Source organism: Rhodanobacter sp. C06, from assembly GCF_002001105.1.
In the GTDB taxonomy this organism is placed as follows: Bacteria; Pseudomonadota; Gammaproteobacteria; order Xanthomonadales; family Rhodanobacteraceae; genus Rhodanobacter_A.
Genome location: NZ_MUNP01000079.1, coordinates 13228 through 28620, shown reverse-complemented (window position 1 = coordinate 28620; position 15393 = coordinate 13228). Strand labels below are relative to the sequence as shown.

General features: G+C 68.2%; 13 protein-coding genes. 8 read left to right on the top strand and 5 right to left on the bottom strand.

The genetic code is table 11. The annotated features are described in order from the left end of the window. Positions 1–356: 356 nt before the first annotated feature. Positions 357–1247 carry a carbon-nitrogen hydrolase gene (locus tag B0E52_RS17715; RefSeq protein WP_077485928.1) on the bottom strand — a complete coding sequence of 297 codons (891 nt, stop codon included), beginning with the start codon at positions 1245–1247 and terminating at the stop codon, positions 357–359. 190 nt (positions 1248–1437) lie between these two features. Between B0E52_RS17715 and B0E52_RS17710 the strand changes: the two genes are divergently transcribed. After that, complete coding sequence (locus tag B0E52_RS17710; protein WP_077485926.1) at positions 1438–3261, top strand: chloride channel protein; 1824 nt, start codon at positions 1438–1440, stop codon at positions 3259–3261. A gap of 3 nt (positions 3262–3264) precedes the next feature. Here the strand turns inward: B0E52_RS17710 and B0E52_RS17705 are convergent, their stop codons facing one another. Then, positions 3265–4299, bottom strand: coding sequence for an agmatine deiminase family protein (locus B0E52_RS17705; protein WP_077485924.1), 1035 nt, complete (start codon positions 4297–4299; stop codon positions 3265–3267). A gap of 129 nt (positions 4300–4428) precedes the next feature. Then, positions 4429–4776, bottom strand: coding sequence for a hypothetical protein (locus B0E52_RS17700; protein ID WP_077485921.1), 348 nt, complete (start codon positions 4774–4776; stop codon positions 4429–4431). 135 nt (positions 4777–4911) lie between these two features. On the opposite strand from B0E52_RS17700, the gene abc-f reads away from it, so the two are divergent. The 3 genes from abc-f to recJ are packed head-to-tail and all read left to right on the top strand — an operon-like array spanning position 4912 to position 9497. After that, complete coding sequence (gene abc-f / locus B0E52_RS17695) at positions 4912–6864, top strand: ribosomal protection-like ABC-F family protein (protein ID WP_077485919.1); 1953 nt, start codon at positions 4912–4914, stop codon at positions 6862–6864. Positions 6865–6876: 12 nt separating this feature from the next. Continuing rightward, entirely contained in the window at positions 6877–7791 is a 915-nt protein-coding gene (locus tag B0E52_RS17690; protein ID WP_077485917.1) for a phosphoglycerate mutase, read from the top strand. Continuing rightward, positions 7752–9497 carry a single-stranded-DNA-specific exonuclease RecJ gene (recJ, locus tag B0E52_RS17685; RefSeq protein ID WP_254426860.1) on the top strand — a complete coding sequence of 582 codons (1746 nt, stop codon included), beginning with the start codon at positions 7752–7754 and terminating at the stop codon, positions 9495–9497. The genes B0E52_RS17690 and recJ overlap by 40 nt, the downstream gene beginning before the upstream one ends. A 58-nt stretch (positions 9498–9555) precedes the next feature. Here recJ and B0E52_RS17680 read toward each other — a convergent pair whose 3' ends face one another. After that, on the bottom strand, positions 9556–10344 hold the full coding sequence (locus tag B0E52_RS17680) for a hypothetical protein (RefSeq protein WP_077485915.1): 789 nt from the start codon (positions 10342–10344) through the stop codon (positions 9556–9558). Between the two features lie 172 nt (positions 10345–10516). Here B0E52_RS17680 and B0E52_RS17675 point away from each other — a divergent pair, with 172 nt between their 5' ends. Both B0E52_RS17675 and asnB read left to right on the top strand, forming a co-directional pair. After that, complete coding sequence (locus tag B0E52_RS17675; protein ID WP_077485913.1) at positions 10517–10891, top strand: STAS/SEC14 domain-containing protein; 375 nt, start codon at positions 10517–10519, stop codon at positions 10889–10891. 435 nt (positions 10892–11326) lie between these two features. After that, positions 11327–13009, top strand: a complete 1683-nt coding sequence (asnB, locus tag B0E52_RS17670) for an asparagine synthase B (RefSeq protein ID WP_077485911.1) — start codon at positions 11327–11329, stop codon at positions 13007–13009. An 18-nt stretch (positions 13010–13027) separates the two neighbouring features. Here asnB and B0E52_RS17665 read toward each other — a convergent pair whose 3' ends face one another. Then, a complete protein-coding gene (locus B0E52_RS17665; protein ID WP_077485909.1) occupies positions 13028–13687 on the bottom strand; it encodes a class I SAM-dependent methyltransferase in 660 nt (219 codons plus the stop codon). 129 nt (positions 13688–13816) lie between these two features. Here B0E52_RS17665 and prfB point away from each other — a divergent pair. Beyond that, positions 13817–14942, top strand: a protein-coding gene (gene prfB, locus B0E52_RS17660; RefSeq protein ID WP_139351743.1) for a peptide chain release factor 2 whose coding sequence is annotated in 2 segments (ribosomal slippage) — positions 13817–13891 and positions 13893–14942 — 1125 coding nt in all. Because the reading frame shifts where the segments join, the coding sequence is not laid out codon by codon here. A 113-nt stretch (positions 14943–15055) separates the two neighbouring features. Continuing rightward, positions 15056–15373: a hypothetical protein gene (locus B0E52_RS17655; RefSeq protein ID WP_077485938.1), complete on the top strand. Its 318-nt coding sequence runs from the start codon at positions 15056–15058 to the stop codon at positions 15371–15373. The last annotated feature ends 20 nt before the right edge of the window (positions 15374–15393 follow it).

The window sequence follows — 15393 nt, the reverse complement described above, 5'->3', positions numbered from 1 at the left end:
GGGCGTGCCGGTCACGGGGAGTTCTCAAGCATGGGGATGCGCCCTGTGCGAAGCAAGTCGGATGTGTTGCCGTGGTCGGGTTTCGTCGTGCGTCAGCGCTCCAAAGGCGGCCCCGGCGTAGGTCGGGATTTATCCCGACACCAGGTTCCCGGCAAGCCCGGTCGGGATGAATCCCGACCCACGGGGCCGAGGTTTGGCAGGCCGCGCGCCGAACCTTGTGGGAGCGCCCTTGGGCGCGACGGAGCTTTCGCCAGGAACCTCGTCGCGCGAGCGCTCCCACAGATGAGCTTCCGTCCGAAGGCTTGGGCGCCTGCTTTGCACCCCGCTCGCTGCCCACTTGTCGCTGCGGTAAAACTTCAGTCGCGAAAGCGTCTGAGCAAATCCGCATAAGCATCGATGCGGCGGTCGCGCAGGAATGGCCAGATGCGGCGCACGTGTTCGCTGCGCTGCATGTCGATCTCGGCGAGCAGCAACTCGCGCTGGTCGGTGCCAGCCTGCGCGAGGAATTCGCCTTGCGGCCCGGCCACGAAGCTGGTGCCCCAGAATTGGATGCCCGCGCCCACGCCCGATGGATCGGGCTCGAAGCCGGTGCGGTTGCAGGCCAGCAGCGGCAAGCCGTTCGCCACCGCGTGGCCGCGCTGTACGGTGACCCAGGCCTCGCGCTGGCGATCCTTCTCGTCCTGCGCGTCGTTCGGATCCCAGCCGATCGCGGTGGGGTAGAGCAGCAGTTCCGCGCCGGCCAGCGCCATCAGGCGCGCGGCCTCGGGGTACCACTGGTCCCAGCAGACGAGTACGCCGAGGCGACCCACCGAGGTGTCGATCGGTTCGATGCCGAGGTCGCCCGGCGTGAAGTAGAACTTCTCGTAGAACGCCGGATCGTCGGGGATGTGCATCTTGCGGTATTTGCCCGCGATCGCCGCCGAGCGGTCGAACACCACGGCGGTGTTGTGGTATAGCCCGGCCGCGCGTTTCTCGAACAGCGAGGCCACCACCACCAGCTTGAGTTCCGCCGCCAGCGGGCCGATGCGTTGCGTGCTCGGGCCCGGGATGCTCTCGGCCAGGTCGAACAGCTCGACCGATTCGTGCTGGCAGAAGTACGGGCCGTTGTGCAGTTCCTGCAGCAGCACCAGTTCGGCGCCTGCCTTCGCGGCCTCGCGCAGGCCGGCCTCGATCGCGTCGAGGTTGGCGTCGCGGCTGCCGCGGTCGGTTTCCTGCAACAGGGCGGCTTTCAGGATCTTGCGGGTCATGGGCGATTCGGCGTGAGGGTTTGCGTCGCCTAGTGTAACAAGGGCGCCCTCCGGGGCCGTCGCGACACGCTTCCGCTACTCTGGATCACGGCGATGCTTGTGCAGCAATGCTTCCCTGACGGAGATGGCCGATGGGCAATGCCGACGGACGCACGATCCGATGCTGCGGCATCGGTGGCGGGGGTGCCGCATGAACGTCGTCACCACCTGGCTGCTGTGCAAGTACGAGCGCTGGAAGCAGGACACGCTGAGCCAGAGCGATTTCCGCCCCAGCGTCAGCATCCTCAAGCTCTCGTTGATGGCCATTTTCGTGGGCGTCGCCGCGGCCTTCGTCGCCTGGGTGCTGTACCGGATGATCGGCCTGGTCACCAACCTGGCGTTCCGCCAGCAGTTCTCCTTCGCGTTCATCGCCCCAGGCCTGCACGCGCCGGTGTGGGCGATCGTGCTGGCGCCGCTGCTGGGTGGCCTGCTGGTGGGAATGATGGCGCGCTACGGTAGCGACCGCATCCGCGGTCACGGCATACCCGAGGCGCTGGAGGCGATCCTGTTCCGCCGCAGCAAGATGATGGCGAAGGTGGCGATCCTGAAGCCGTTGTCGGCGGCGATCGCGATCGGCACCGGCGGCCCGTTCGGCGCCGAGGGGCCGATCATCATGACCGGCGGCGCGATGGGCTCGCTGTTCGGCCAGATGTTCTACCTCACCTCGATGGAGCGCCGCACCCTGCTGGTGGCCGGTGCCTGCGCCGGCATGGCGGCCACCTTCGGCACGCCGATCGCGGCGACCCTGCTGGCGGTGGAGCTGCTGCTGTTCGAGCTGCGTCCGCGCAGCACGATCCCGGTGGCGATCGCCTGCTTCGTGGCCGACGCGCTGCGCATGTGGCTGCTCGGCCCCGGTGCGCTGTTTCCGCTCGCGATGACGTTCGAGGTGAGCCTGCCGACGTTCGGGCTGGCGGCGGTCTGCGGCTTCCTCGCCGGCCTGTTGGCCACGCTGCTCACCGCCCTGGTGTACCGCGCCGAGGACGCGTTCCACCGTCTGCCGGTGCACTGGATGTGGTGGCCGCTGATCGGCGCGGTGGCGGTGAGCGTCGGTGGCGTGATCGATCCGCAGACGCTTGGCGTGGGTTACGACGTGATCGACCGGCTGCTGACCGGCCAGCTGGTGGGCACGGCGATCCTGGTGTTCATGCTGGTGAAGTCGCTGATGTGGGTGATCTACCTGGGCTCGGGTACCTCCGGCGGCGTGCTGGCGCCGCTGCTGTCGCTGGGCGCAGGCTTGGGCGGGCTGGAGGCGATGGTGTTCCCGGGTGGCGATCCGCTCCTGTGGCCGTTGCTCAGCATGGGTGCGATGCTGGCTGGCGTGATGCGCCTACCGTTCACCTCGATCATGTTCGCGCTGGAGCTCACCCACAACGCCAGTGCGCTGCCGGTGCTGCTGGTGTCCTGCACCACGGCCTACGGCGTCAGCGTGTTCCTGATGAAGCGCTCGATCCTCACCGAGAAGATCGCGCGGCGCGGGCTGGACATCTTCCGCGAGTACACGGTCGATCGGCTCGAACACATCCCGGTGCGCGAGGTGATGACCACGGAGATGGTCACCGTGCCCGGTGAACTCAGCGTGCGCGAATTGGCCGACCGCTATTTCGGCGCTGACCAGCAATACCGCGCGTTTCCAGTGTTGGATGCCGACGGTGGTCTGCTCAACGTGGTCAACCGGCAGGACGTGCAGCGTTGGCTCAGGGAGGAACCCGCCGGCAGTGCGCGGCTGGTCGACGTGCTGGGCAAGGAGCCGGTGGTCGCGCTGGCGGGTGAAAGCTGCCAGAGCGTTGCCGTGCGCGCCGCGGTGGAAAAACTCGACCGCATCCCGGTGGTCGGCCCGGACCGTCGCACGCTGCTCGGCATGGTCACCCGCTACGACCTGCTCAAGCCGTACACGCACTACCACGACGAGGAAAAAGTGCGCGAGCGGTTCTTCCGTAATGGCAAGCCCACCGCGGACAATGACAACGGCAGTTGAGGATCACACCAGCCCGGCCGGCAGCTGCATGGTGATGCAGTGCAGGCTGCCGTTCTGCCAAATCAGCGGACGGCAGGGCACCTGCACCACTTCTCGACCGGGATGCGCGCTGCCGATGATGCGCGCGGCTGCGTCGTCGGCCGCGTCGCCGTAGGCCGGCACCAGCACGGCGCCGTCGACGACCAGGTAGTTCGCGTAGGAGGCGGCAAGGCGGCGCCCTTCGTCGAGGATGGGCTGCGCCCACGGCAGTGGGTGCTGCGTGTACGGACGACCGTCGACGGTGCGCAATGCGGCCAGTTCCGCGCCCATGCGCGCGAGTTCGCCGTGGTGCTTGTCGCTGGCGTCGTCGCAGGCCTGGTACACGATGCGATCGCCCGGCGCGAAGCGGGCGAGGGTGTCGATGTGCGCGTCGGTGTCGTCGCCTTCCAGATAGCCGTGGTCCAGCCACAGGACGCGCTGCGCATGCAGGCTGTCCATGAGGATCGCGTCCATCGCCTCGCGGCTCTGCTCGGGGTGGCGTTGGTGGAGGCACTTCCAGGTGGTGAGCACGGTGCCGGCGCCATCGCTCTCGATGGCGCCGCCTTCCAGCGCCCAGTCGATGCGCCGGTGCGAGGCCTCGCCGAACACGCCGTTCGCGACCAGGCCCGCGATCAGCGCGTCGTCCTGTTCGGCGCCGAACTTGCCGCCCCAGCCGGTGAAGCGGAAGTCGGCGAGCTGGAAGCGGCCGTCGGCGGCGTTCAGCGTGATCGGACCGGAGTCGCGCAACCAAGTGTCGTCGTAGGGCAGTTCGACGAAGCGGATGCGCGAAAGCTCGACGCCAGTTGCCCGCAGCAGCGTCTCGGCATGGGCGCGCACGTCGGCATCGGCGACCACCACGACCAGCCGCTGGAAACGTGTGATCGCCGCGGCCAGCGCCACGTAGGTGGTTTCCACCTCGGCGAGGCGCTCGGCCCAGTCGGTGCCGGCATGCGGCCACGCGATCAGCACCGCGGCTTGCGGTTCCCATTCGGCGGGCAGGCGCCAGCGGGGTTCGGTCATGACGAAACTCTCGTGCGTATCGGATCGATGCCGGCATGGCATCGGGCCGCGAAGTTTACGAGAGTACGGCGGCTGGCGCACAAAAGAACGCGCCCCGCGCCGTCGCGGGGCGCGTCTGGTTCAGGCCACTCAGTTCGCCGCGGCGGGGTTGGTGTTGTTGCCGGCCGGAGTGTTCAGCACGGCATGGATCACGTGCTCGTGCTCGAAGTAGACGATGAAGTCCGCGTATTCCCAGCGGTTGATCACCGGGTGCTTCCTGGTGTCGCCGCCGCGCGGCGAGAGCTTGCGCTGCGGCGCGCCGTACTTCTTCTCGACCTGGGCCATGCTCATGCCGCGCACAGGCAGGTTCATGCCCTTCTCCTGCTGCACGCGATGGATCAGCAGGTTGTCGGCATGGGCGGGCTGCGGCACGGCAAGGCCGCCGGCGCCGAAAGCGATGGCTGCCAGCAAGGGCAGGCTGTAGCGATGCTTGAACATGGTCCCCTCTCCGCGCAAGGCGATGCTGCGCCGTTGTAGCAGAACTGTTTGCGACTATCCACGGGCTGTTGCAGCGGGTGTGACCGCCATAGCCGTTATCATGGGCGGCCGAATCGCCCTGATTGAAGTGTCCCGATGATCGCGTTCCGCCATTTTGCCCTGCGCCGCGGCAGCCGCCTGCTGCTGTCCGACATCGACCTGGTGATCCAGGGCGGCTGGCGGCTGGGCGTGATAGGCCGCAACGGCTGCGGCAAGTCCAGCCTGTTCGCGGCCCTGCAGGGCCAGGTCGAGGCCGACGCCGGCGACATCGGCCTGCCGGCGAAGCTGCGCCTGGCCTCGGTGGCGCAGGAGACGCCTGCGCTGCCCGACCCGGCGATCGACTACGTGCTGGGCGGCGACGTGGAGTTGGCGGGCGCATTGCGCGACGAGCTGGACGCCGACGCGCGTGGCGATACCGAAGCCATGGCGCGCGCCCACCATCGCATCGAGGAGCTGCACGGCTACGACGCCCGTGCCCGCGCTGGCCGCCTGCTGCATGGCCTGGGCTTCGCGCCGGAGACGCACGAACGCGCGGTGAAGGAGTTCTCCGGAGGCTGGCGCGTGCGGCTGAACCTGGCGCGTGCGCTGATGGCGCCCTCCGAACTGCTGCTGCTCGACGAGCCCACCAACCACTTGGATCTTGACGCCGTGTTGTGGCTGGAGGAGTGGTTGCGCCGCTACCAGGGCACCTTGCTGATCATCTCGCACGACCGCGAATTCCTCGACGGCGTGATCGACCACACCTTGCACCTGGTCGATGGCGGCGCGCGCCTCTACACCGGCAACTACAGCGCGTTCGAGCGCCTGCGCGCCGAGCAGCTGCGCCAGCAGCAGATCGCCCACGAACGCGAGCAGGCCGAGCGCGCGCACCTGCAGAGCTTCATCGACCGTTTCAAGGCCAAGGCCAGCAAGGCCAAGCAGGCGCAGTCGCGCATGAAGCGGCTGGAGAAGATGGCCGGCACCGAGGCGGTGCGCGCCGAGCGCGCATTCCACTTCCAGTTCGCCCAGCCCGACCGCGTGCCCGATTCCATGCTGCAGCTGGAGGAAGTCGTCGCCGGTTACCCGGCCGGCTCGCGCGAGGAGGGCGACGACCATCTGCCCGGCCACGAGACGGCCAGCCGCGCGGCCACGATCATCCTGCGCGACGTGCGCTTCCGCCTCGAAGCCGGCGAGCGCATCGGCCTGCTCGGCCCCAACGGCGCGGGCAAGTCCACCCTGGTGAAGACCCTGGTTGGTGAACTGGCTCCGATGGGTGGCGAGCGCAAGGCGCACAAGGACTTGAAGATCGGTTACTTCGCCCAGCACACGGTGGAAAGCCTACAGGCCGGGCGCAGTCCGTTCGACCACCTGCAGGACAAGGCGCCGAACGTGGCCGCGCAGGCGCTGCGCGACTTCCTCGGCACCTGGAACTTCGCCGGCGACCGCGCCTTCGAGTCGGTGGACGGCTTCTCCGGCGGCGAGCGTGCGCGCCTCGCGCTGGCGCTGATCGCCTGGGACAAGCCGAACCTGCTGCTGCTGGACGAACCCACCAACCACCTCGACCTCGACATGCGCGAGGCACTGGCCGACGCGCTGGCCGACTTCGACGGCGCGCTGGTACTGGTCTCGCACGACCGCCACCTGCTGGGCATGGTCAGCGACAGTTTCTGGCGCGTGGCCGATGGCGTGGTCGAGCCGTTCGACGGCGACCTCGACGACTACGCGCGCTGGCTGCGCTCGCGCGGCGCGGCAAACAAGAAGGCCGCCAAGTCCAAGGCCGAGGCGAAGCCGGCGGCGCCGGTCGAGTCCGCCGAAGAGCGTCGTCGCAGTGCCGCCGCGCAACGCGACAACGAAAAAGCCTCGCGCCAGCGCGTGAAGAAGATCGAGACACGCATGGCCGCGATCGACGCCGAACTGACGGCCTTGGAAGCGAAGCTGACCGACCCGGGCACCTACAACGGCCCCACCGCGGCCTTGATGAAGCTGGGCCAGCAGCAGGCCGAACTGCGCCGCGAGAAGGAAACGCTGGAAGCGGAATGGATGGCCTTGTATGAAGCGCTGGAAGCCTGAGTGCCGGCATCGATGAGCGCACACCCGGCAAGCCTCTGGTTGCCCGCGCTGGATCGCTTCGAGGCCGCGCATCCGCTGCGACGCCTGTTGGTGCAGGCCGATCGGTTCGCCGACGATCCGCAGGCGCGACTTGCCGCGCTCGCGCATGCCTTCGATGGCGCCGGCTCGCCGCTGCCGGCCGCCGCGCTGCTGCGCGAGCATCTGGTCGGCGACGCGGGCGAGGCGACGTGGCTCAACGCCGACCCCGCGTGGGTGCAGCCGGACATGAGCGGCGTGCGCCTGATGGCCTGCGGCTCGCTGTCGCTGCAGCCGGATGAGGCGCAGGCCTACGCACAGCTGCTGCAACCGGCTTTCGCCGAAGCCGGCCTGCAACTGGAAATCACCGCGCCGAACCACTGGCAACTGCGCCTGCCGCCGGACGTGCCACTGCCGGACTTCGCCGCGCCGGAACAGGCGCTGGGCGAGGATCTGTACCAGCACCTGCCGCAGGGTGCGGAAGGTCGCCGCTGGCGCGTACTGCTCAACGAGGTGCAGGTGTTGCTGCATCAGCATCCGCTGAACGCCGCCCGCCAGGCGCGTGGCCTGGCGCCGGTCAACAGCGTGTGGTGGTGGGGGGCGGGGCGTTTGCCCATGCAGTTGCACAGCACGCTCGCGGGCGTGGTCGGCAACGACGAGCTGCTGCGTGCGCTGGCGGCACGCGCCGGCATTCCGTGCCAGGCGCGCACCCCGGAGAGCCTGGGGACCGCGCCTGCCGGCTGCCTGGTCGACCTGCTAGACCTGCCGCCCGGCGAGCTTTCGGGAGCCTGGTGGTCGGCCGTGCAATCGCTGGCGCAACGGCAGCCCTTGCACTTCGCGTTCGCCGGCGGCGAGCGTTGGTCGTGGCGACCGTGGCATCGCTGGCGCTTCTGGCGCGGGGCGTCGCGTTGAGCGTGCTGGAACTGCGCCGGCGCGAGCCGCGGGGCGAACCGTCCGGCTGGGATGCCGCGGTGCACCCGGTGTTGCAACGGATCTACGCCGCACGCGGCGTGCTGCAACCGGCCGGCGTCGAGCACCGGCTGCAGCGCCTGCTGCCACCGCTGGCGCTGGGAGGCCTGGACGCCGCGACCGATCTGCTGGCCGAAGCGATCCGCGACGACTGGTCCATCCTGATCGCTGGTGATTACGACTGCGACGGCGCCACCGGTACGGCCGTCGCCGTGCGCGGCCTGCGCATGCTGGGTGCGCAGCGGGTGAGCTATGCGGTGCCGAACCGCTTCGTGCACGGCTACGGGCTCACGCCCGCGCTGGTCGATTCGCTGCAGCCGTACCCGCAGCTGATCGTCACGGTGGACAACGGTGTGGCCAGCATGGCCGGCGCGGCGCGGGCACACGAGCTGGGCATGCGGGTGATCGTCACCGACCACCATCTGCCGGGCGAACAACTGCCCAGGTGCGACGCGATGGTGAACCCGAATCTCGTCGGCGACGCTTTTCCCAGCAAGGCCCTCGCCGGTGTGGGCGTGATGTTCTACCTGCTGCTGGCCTTGCGTGCGAGGTTACGGGAGCGGGGCGCACTGGGGACTCCCGAACCCGATCTTTCCACACTGCTCGATCTGGTCGCCTTGGGCACCGTGGCCGATCTGGTGCCGCTGGACTTCAACAACCGCGTATTGGTGGACGCCGGCCTCAAGCGCATCCGCGCCGGCCGCGCATGCGCCGGCATCGCCGCGCTTGTCGAATGCGGCAAGCGCAGCGTGGCCACCTTGTGCGCCAGCGATCTCGGCTTTGCGGTCGGCCCGCGCCTCAATGCGGCGGGGCGACTGGAAGACATGCGGCTCGGCGTGGAATGCCTGCTCACCGACGACGCGGCGCAGGCTCGCCGCCACGCCGGGCAGCTCGACGCGATCAACCGCGAGCGCCGCGACCTGCAGGCCTCGATGGTGGCCGAGGCCGAGGCGATGACCACCGGCTTGCGCGACATCGACGCGGTGGGTGTGGCGCTGTACGAGCCGTCCTGGCATGCAGGCGTGGTGGGTCTGGTCGCGTCGAAGCTGAAAGAACGACTGCACCGACCGGTGATCGCGTTCGCGCCAGCCAGCGAGGACGATGCCGGCAATCTCCGTGGTTCGGGCCGCTCGATTTCCGGGTTCCACCTGCGCGATGCGCTGGCGATGATCGACGCGCGCCAGCCCGGCCTGATCGAACGCTTCGGCGGCCACGCGATGGCGGCGGGGCTGAGCCTGCGCGCCGCGGACTTCCCGCGTTTCGCCGCGGCCTTCGACGCCGTCGCCCGCGAGCTGATCGCGCCGGAGCGGCTGCAGGCCGCGCTGTATACCGACGGCGAACTTCCCGCGGGCAGTCTGTCGCTGGATCTGGCGCTGCAACTGCGCGCGGCCGGTCCCTGGGGCCAGGCCTTCCCCGAGCCGCTGTTCGACAACCTGTTCGAATGCGCGGGCTGGAAGCCCATGGGCGAAGGCCACTGGCGGCTCAGCCTGCGCGATCCGCGCGACGGCAGCCTGCATGACGCGGTGATGTTCAACGTCAGCGCCGCCGCGCCACCATCGCGCCTGCGCACCGCCTACGAGCTCGTCGTCAACGACTGGCAGGGCCGCGAGTCGCCGCGCCTGCTGCTGCGCCACATCGAACCAGCCTGAACGACAAGGCCCGGCATCAGGCCGGGCCTTGCGTGGAAACAACCGGCGAACCGGCTGGCTACTGCTTCTGCGCGGTGGAGGTGGTGGTGATGTCGTTGTGCATGTCGTGGCTGACGGTCTTCATGCTCTTGCCGTCGGCGGACACGGTCATCGTGCTGGTGCTCAGCACCTTGCCGCCCCGTTCGTAAGTTTCGCGCAGGCTGTTCGGACCGAGTTTCTTCACGCTCACGGTATCGTTGCCGCCCATCTTGGTCTGGTATGGCACGGCCGGGCCGCCGATCTTCGCGGCATAAGAGTCGCCGGTGGGAGTGTTGAAGTTCACCTCATTGCCGTCCACCTTGTAGGTGTAGGCGAGGCCGTTGTCGGAAACGTTGTCGACGTTCTTCATCTTCCACGAGCCCGCCAGAGCGTGCGATCCATTCGGCGCCTTGGCCACCTTGACCAGGCCGGCCTTGCCGGTCACCGGCGTGCTGCCGCTGTCGTTGGTCATTTCCTCGGTAGCGGTCTTGCCATCCGCGGCTGCCGTGACGGTCAGCGTCTCGACGACCTTGCCGGCCTTCTTCAGGGTTTGCTCGATGGTGTGGTCGTCCACGATCTTCACCGCGACGGTGTCGAAAGCAGGGTGCCCGGATACCGGGTGATCCTCGCCATCGGTCTTCACGGTGTAGGCCGGGTTGCTGCAGGAGCAGCTGAACATGCCACCCTTGAGCGTGATGACGATGGGCTTGCCCGTGTCATGGATCGAACTCGGGTCGGTTTTCCAGGTGCCGTTGAATGCGCTTTGCGCCAGCGCCACGGCCGGCATCAGCAGCGCGAACACGGAAACCGCATAAAGCAGTTTTTTCATGGGAGTGCTCCGGGTGGATGTAGTCCCCCTATCCGGGTATGTGCACCGGACTGCACCGACTCTCCGCGCTGTCACGTTATCGGCGCGTGCAAGCCGCATGAAGGCTGCCGGCCTTGCGCGGCGTTCACGGCATGCGCGCCAGACTGGTCATCCACCCGCCACGGAGATCGTCATGCTCGAACAGATCGATGGATTGCCGCCCGGCACGCTGGGTTTTCGCGCGCACGGCCAGGTGACCGCCGCCGATTACGAGCAGGTGCTGGTGCCGGACGTGGAGGCGGTGTTCGCGCTGAGCCGCAAGCTGCGCATGCTGTTCGTGGTGGCGCCGGACTTCACCGGTTTCGACGCCGGGGCGATGTGGGACGACTTCATGCTCGGCATCCGCCACATCAGCGGCTGGGATCGCGTGGCGCTGGTGACCGACGTGCCATGGCTGCGCACGGCGACCAAGGCGACGCGGTTCCTGGTGCCGGCCGATTTCCGCCTGTTCGCGCTGGCCGAACTGGAACAGGCGGCGCGCTGGATCGCCGAGCCCGTGGACGACTGAGCGTATGGACGGCCCAATGGCGTCATGCGAAATCGTCACTTGCGTTGCGCCGCAACATCTGGTTAAGTCGGCGCATGACCTCGACGACCGCCCCGTTCCCGAACGCCACTGCGCCTGCCGCGCGTAGCTTCGTGGCGGCCGTCAACAATAATCGCGCGAACAATAACGCCAACCGTTGGCGGGCCCGCGCGTAGCTGCAAGTTTCACGAGAAATACGCGACGAAGGCCCGCCACTGGTGGGCCTTCGTCGTTTTGGCACCTGTGATTTTTTTGCGCGCATCCATTCGCGCAAAGGCAACCCCGGCCATCCGTGGCCGATTTGAGTCAACCAGGGCGCGTATCCATCCGCGCAGAGCAGAACCGGCCATCCATGGCCGACTTTCAAATAGAGCTTTGTTCCAAACCGCCACATCAACCACGCAAAGGCCAACCACCATGTGTTCGATTTTCGGAATGTTCGACCTGCAGCCGGGCGACGACCTCGCCACCTTGCGCCGGCAGGCACTGGAACTGTCGCAGCGCCAGCGCCACCGCGGGCCGGACTGGAGCGGGGTGTTCGTGGACGCCGGCACGATCCTGGTGCACGAGCGCCTGGCCATCGTGGACCCGGCCTCGGGCGCGCAGCCGCTGCGCTCGCGCGACGGCGCGCTGGCGTTGGCGGTGAACGGCGAGATCTACAACCACCAAGAACTGCGCGCCGCGAGCGCTTACGACTTCACCACGGGATCGGATTGCGAGGTCATCAACGCGCTGTACCGTGAGCATGGCGCCGACTTTCTATCGAAGCTCAACGGCATCTTCGCCTTCGCGCTGTGGGATGGCGAGGCACAGCGTTACCTGATCGCCCGCGATCCCATCGGCGTGTGCCCGCTGTACTGGGGCCACGACGCGCAGGGCCGCCTGTGCGTGGCCTCGGAGATGAAGGCGCTGGTCGGCGTGTGTGCGGACGTGGCGGCGTTCCCGCCCGGCCACGTCTACGACAGTGCCACGGGTGAACTGCGCAGTTACTACGCCAAGCCGTGGCGCGACTACGCGGCCACGCAAGGCCATGCGCCGGCGCCGGGCGAACTGCGTCACGCCTTCGAGCAGGCCGTGCATCGCCAGCTGATGACCGACGTGCCCTACGGCGTGCTGCTTTCGGGCGGGCTGGACTCCTCGCTGGTCGCCGCCTGCGCCGCGAAGTTCGCCCGCGAGCGCATTGAGGATGGCGACAGGAGCGAGGCGTGGTGGCCGCGCCTGCACTCCTTCGCGATCGGCCTGGACGGCTCGCCCGACCTGGCCGCCGCGCAGATCGCCGCCGACGCGCTGGGCACGGTGCACCACGGCTTCGTCTACACCTTCTGGGAGGGGCTGGACGCCGTGCCCGAAGTGATCCGCCACCTGGAAACCTACGACGTCACCACCATCCGCGCCGCCACGCCGATGTACCTGCTGGCGCGGCGGATCAAGGCGATGGGGGTGAAGATGGTGCTGTCGGGCGAGGGCTCGGACGAGCTGTTCGGCGGCTACCTGTACTTCCACAAGGCGCCGTCGGCCGAGGCCTTCCACGAGGAGACCGTGCGCAAGCTCGACGCGCTGCACAGCTACGACTGCCTGCGCGCGAACAAGGCGATGATGGCCTGGGGCGTGGAGGCGCGCGTGCCCTTCCTGGATCTCGAGTTCATCGACGTGGCGATGGGCATGGACGCCGCGCACAAGATGGTTGATAAGAGCGGGGCCGGCCACGGCAAGATCGAGAAGCACGTGCTGCGCGCGGCCTTCGAGGGTGCCTTGCCGAAGGAAATCCTCTGGCGCCAGAAGGAACAGTTCAGCGACGGCGTGGGCTACGGCTGGATCGACGGCCTGAAGGCGCACGCCGAGCAGATGGTGAGCGACCGCGAATTCGCCGCGGCGGCCGCGCGCTTCCCGTTCAACACGCCAGCCACCAAGGAGGCGTATTTCTACCGGCGCATCTTCGAGCAGTTCTACCCCGGCGAGGCCTGCGCGGCGACGGTGCCGGGCGGCAAGTCCATCGCCTGCTCGTCGCCGGCCGCACTGGCCTGGGACCCGGCGTTCGCGGCGATGGCCGACCCGTCGGGCAGGGCGGTGCGCGGGGTGCACCAGCAGGCGGTGGCGTGAAACCCGGTCTGCACCGGGTCAGCGCTTGCGGGCAAGCGTGAGACCGTCGCCGACCGGCAGCACGGCCAGGTCGATGCGCTCGTCGCGGTGCAGGCGCTCGTTGAGCGCTTGCAGCGCACGGGTATCGTCGTCGTGTGCCGGCCGCGCCACCGCACCGCTCCACAGCACGTTGTCGATCGCGATCAGGCCGCCGGGGCGCAGCAGTTGCAGGCAGCGCTCGACATAGCTGGCGTAGCCGGTCTTGTCGGCGTCGATGAAGGCGAAGTCGTAGCGGCCGGCGGCGCCCGCGGCCAGTTCCGCGTCCAGCGTTTCCAGTGCCGGCGCCAGCCGCAGGTCGATCTTGTGCGCCACGCCGGCGCGCTCCCAGTATGGTCGGCCGATGCGGGTGTATTCCTCGCTGATGTCGCAGGCGAGGATGCGGCCGTCAGCGGGCAGGGCGAGCGCCACCGACAACGCGCTGTAGCCGGTGAACACGCCGATCTCCAGGGTGCGGCGCGCGCCGATCAGCTTCACCAGCAAGGCCATGAACTGGCCTTGCTCGGGCGAGATCTGCATGCCGGCGCGGGGATGGCTGCGCGTGGCTTCGCGCAGGGCGATCTGCTCCGGATGCTCGCGCAGCGAGTGCGTGAGCAGGTACTCGTACAGCGTGTCGTCGAGGTTCAGGCTGCGGTTGGACATGGTGGTGCTCCGGCCAGCGGTACCGGGTGTTCATGGTAGCGCCGGCGGCGCGCCCGGCCACCGTCCGGCGCCTGTCGCAGTGCGGCAATTTTGCTACCATGGCCGACCATTCGCACGACACGCCTATCCATGATCGAGACCAATCCGATCCTCGCGCAGATCGCGGACCTCACGGCCCGCGTCGAGTCGCTTAGGGGGTATCTTTGACTACGCCAGCAAGCGCGAGCGCCTCGAAGAAGTAAGCCGCGAGCTGGAAAGCCCCACGATCTGGGACAACCCGCCGCACGCACAGGAGCTGGGTCGCGAGCGTGCCCGGCTCGACACCATCGTCAGTGGTATCGACCATCTTTCCGCCGGCCTCGCCGACGCGAAGGAACTGCTGGACATGGCGATCGAAGCGGGCGACGACGACACCGCGCAGTCGGTGATCGACGACCTCGCCAAGCTCGATGCGCAAGTGAACAAGCTGGAATTCCAGCGCATGTTCTCCGGCAAGATGGATGCCACCAACGCCTTCGTCGACATCCAGGCCGGCGCCGGCGGCACCGAGGCGCAGGACTGGGCCGAAATGCTGCTGCGCATGTACCTGCGCTGGGCCGAGTCGCGCGGCTGGAAGACCGAGCTGCTGGAAGTCTCCGGCGGCGAAGTGGCGGGCATCAAGTCGGCCACCTTCCGCGTCGAGGGCGACTACGCCTATGGCTGGCTGAAGACCGAGATCGGCGTGCACCGGCTGGTGCGCAAGAGCCCGTTCGACTCGGACAACCGCCGCCACACCAGCTTCACCAGCGTGTTCGTCTCGCCGGAAGTCGACGACGACATCGACATCGAGATCAACCCGGCCGACCTCAAGACCGACGTCTACCGCTCGTCCGGCGCCGGCGGCCAGCACGTCAACAAGACCGAGTCGGCGGTGCGCATCACCCATCTCCCGACCAATACCGTGGTGGCCTGCCAGACCGAGCGTAGCCAGCACGCCAACCGCGATCGTGCGATGAAGATGCTGGCGGCGAAGCTGTACGAGCTGGAGATGCAGAAGCGCAACGCCGAGAAGGACGCGCTGGAAGCGACCAAGTCCGACATCGGCTGGGGCAGCCAGATCCGCAACTACGTGCTCGACCAGAGCCGCATCAAGGACCTGCGCACCGGCATCGAGCGTTCCGACACGCAGAAGGTGCTCGACGGCGACCTTGACGAGTTCATCGAGGCCAGCCTGAAGTCCGGCCTGGACGCTGGCGCCAAGCGCATCGATGCGTGATGGATCCGGAATCGCGGCTGAAGCCGCTCCTGCGCGGCGAGCTGCTGCAGGAGCGGCTTCAACCGTGACCCGTAGAATCGTCCCGGAGTTCCATGACTGACGAGGTGGCCCGCATGAATCGCAAGACGCTCTGCAGCATCGTGTTCTCCTGTGCCGCGCTGGTGGCGTTCGGCGCGGCCGCGCAGTCGCAGCAGGGCGGCGGCATCAAGCAGGACGCGAAGGCCGTCGGCCACGGCGTGGCCAACGGCGCCCGCGACGTCGGCCATGCCACTCGCGACGTGACGAAGAAGATCGGCCATGGCGCCAAGGAAGCCGGCACCGGCATCGGCCACGGGGCGAAGAAGGCCGGCGTCGCCGTCGGCCATGGCGCGAAAGAAGGCTGGGACGCCACCAAGCACGCGGTCAAGCACGTGTTCGGCAAGGACGATTGAGTGCCGGCGGACGCATCCTT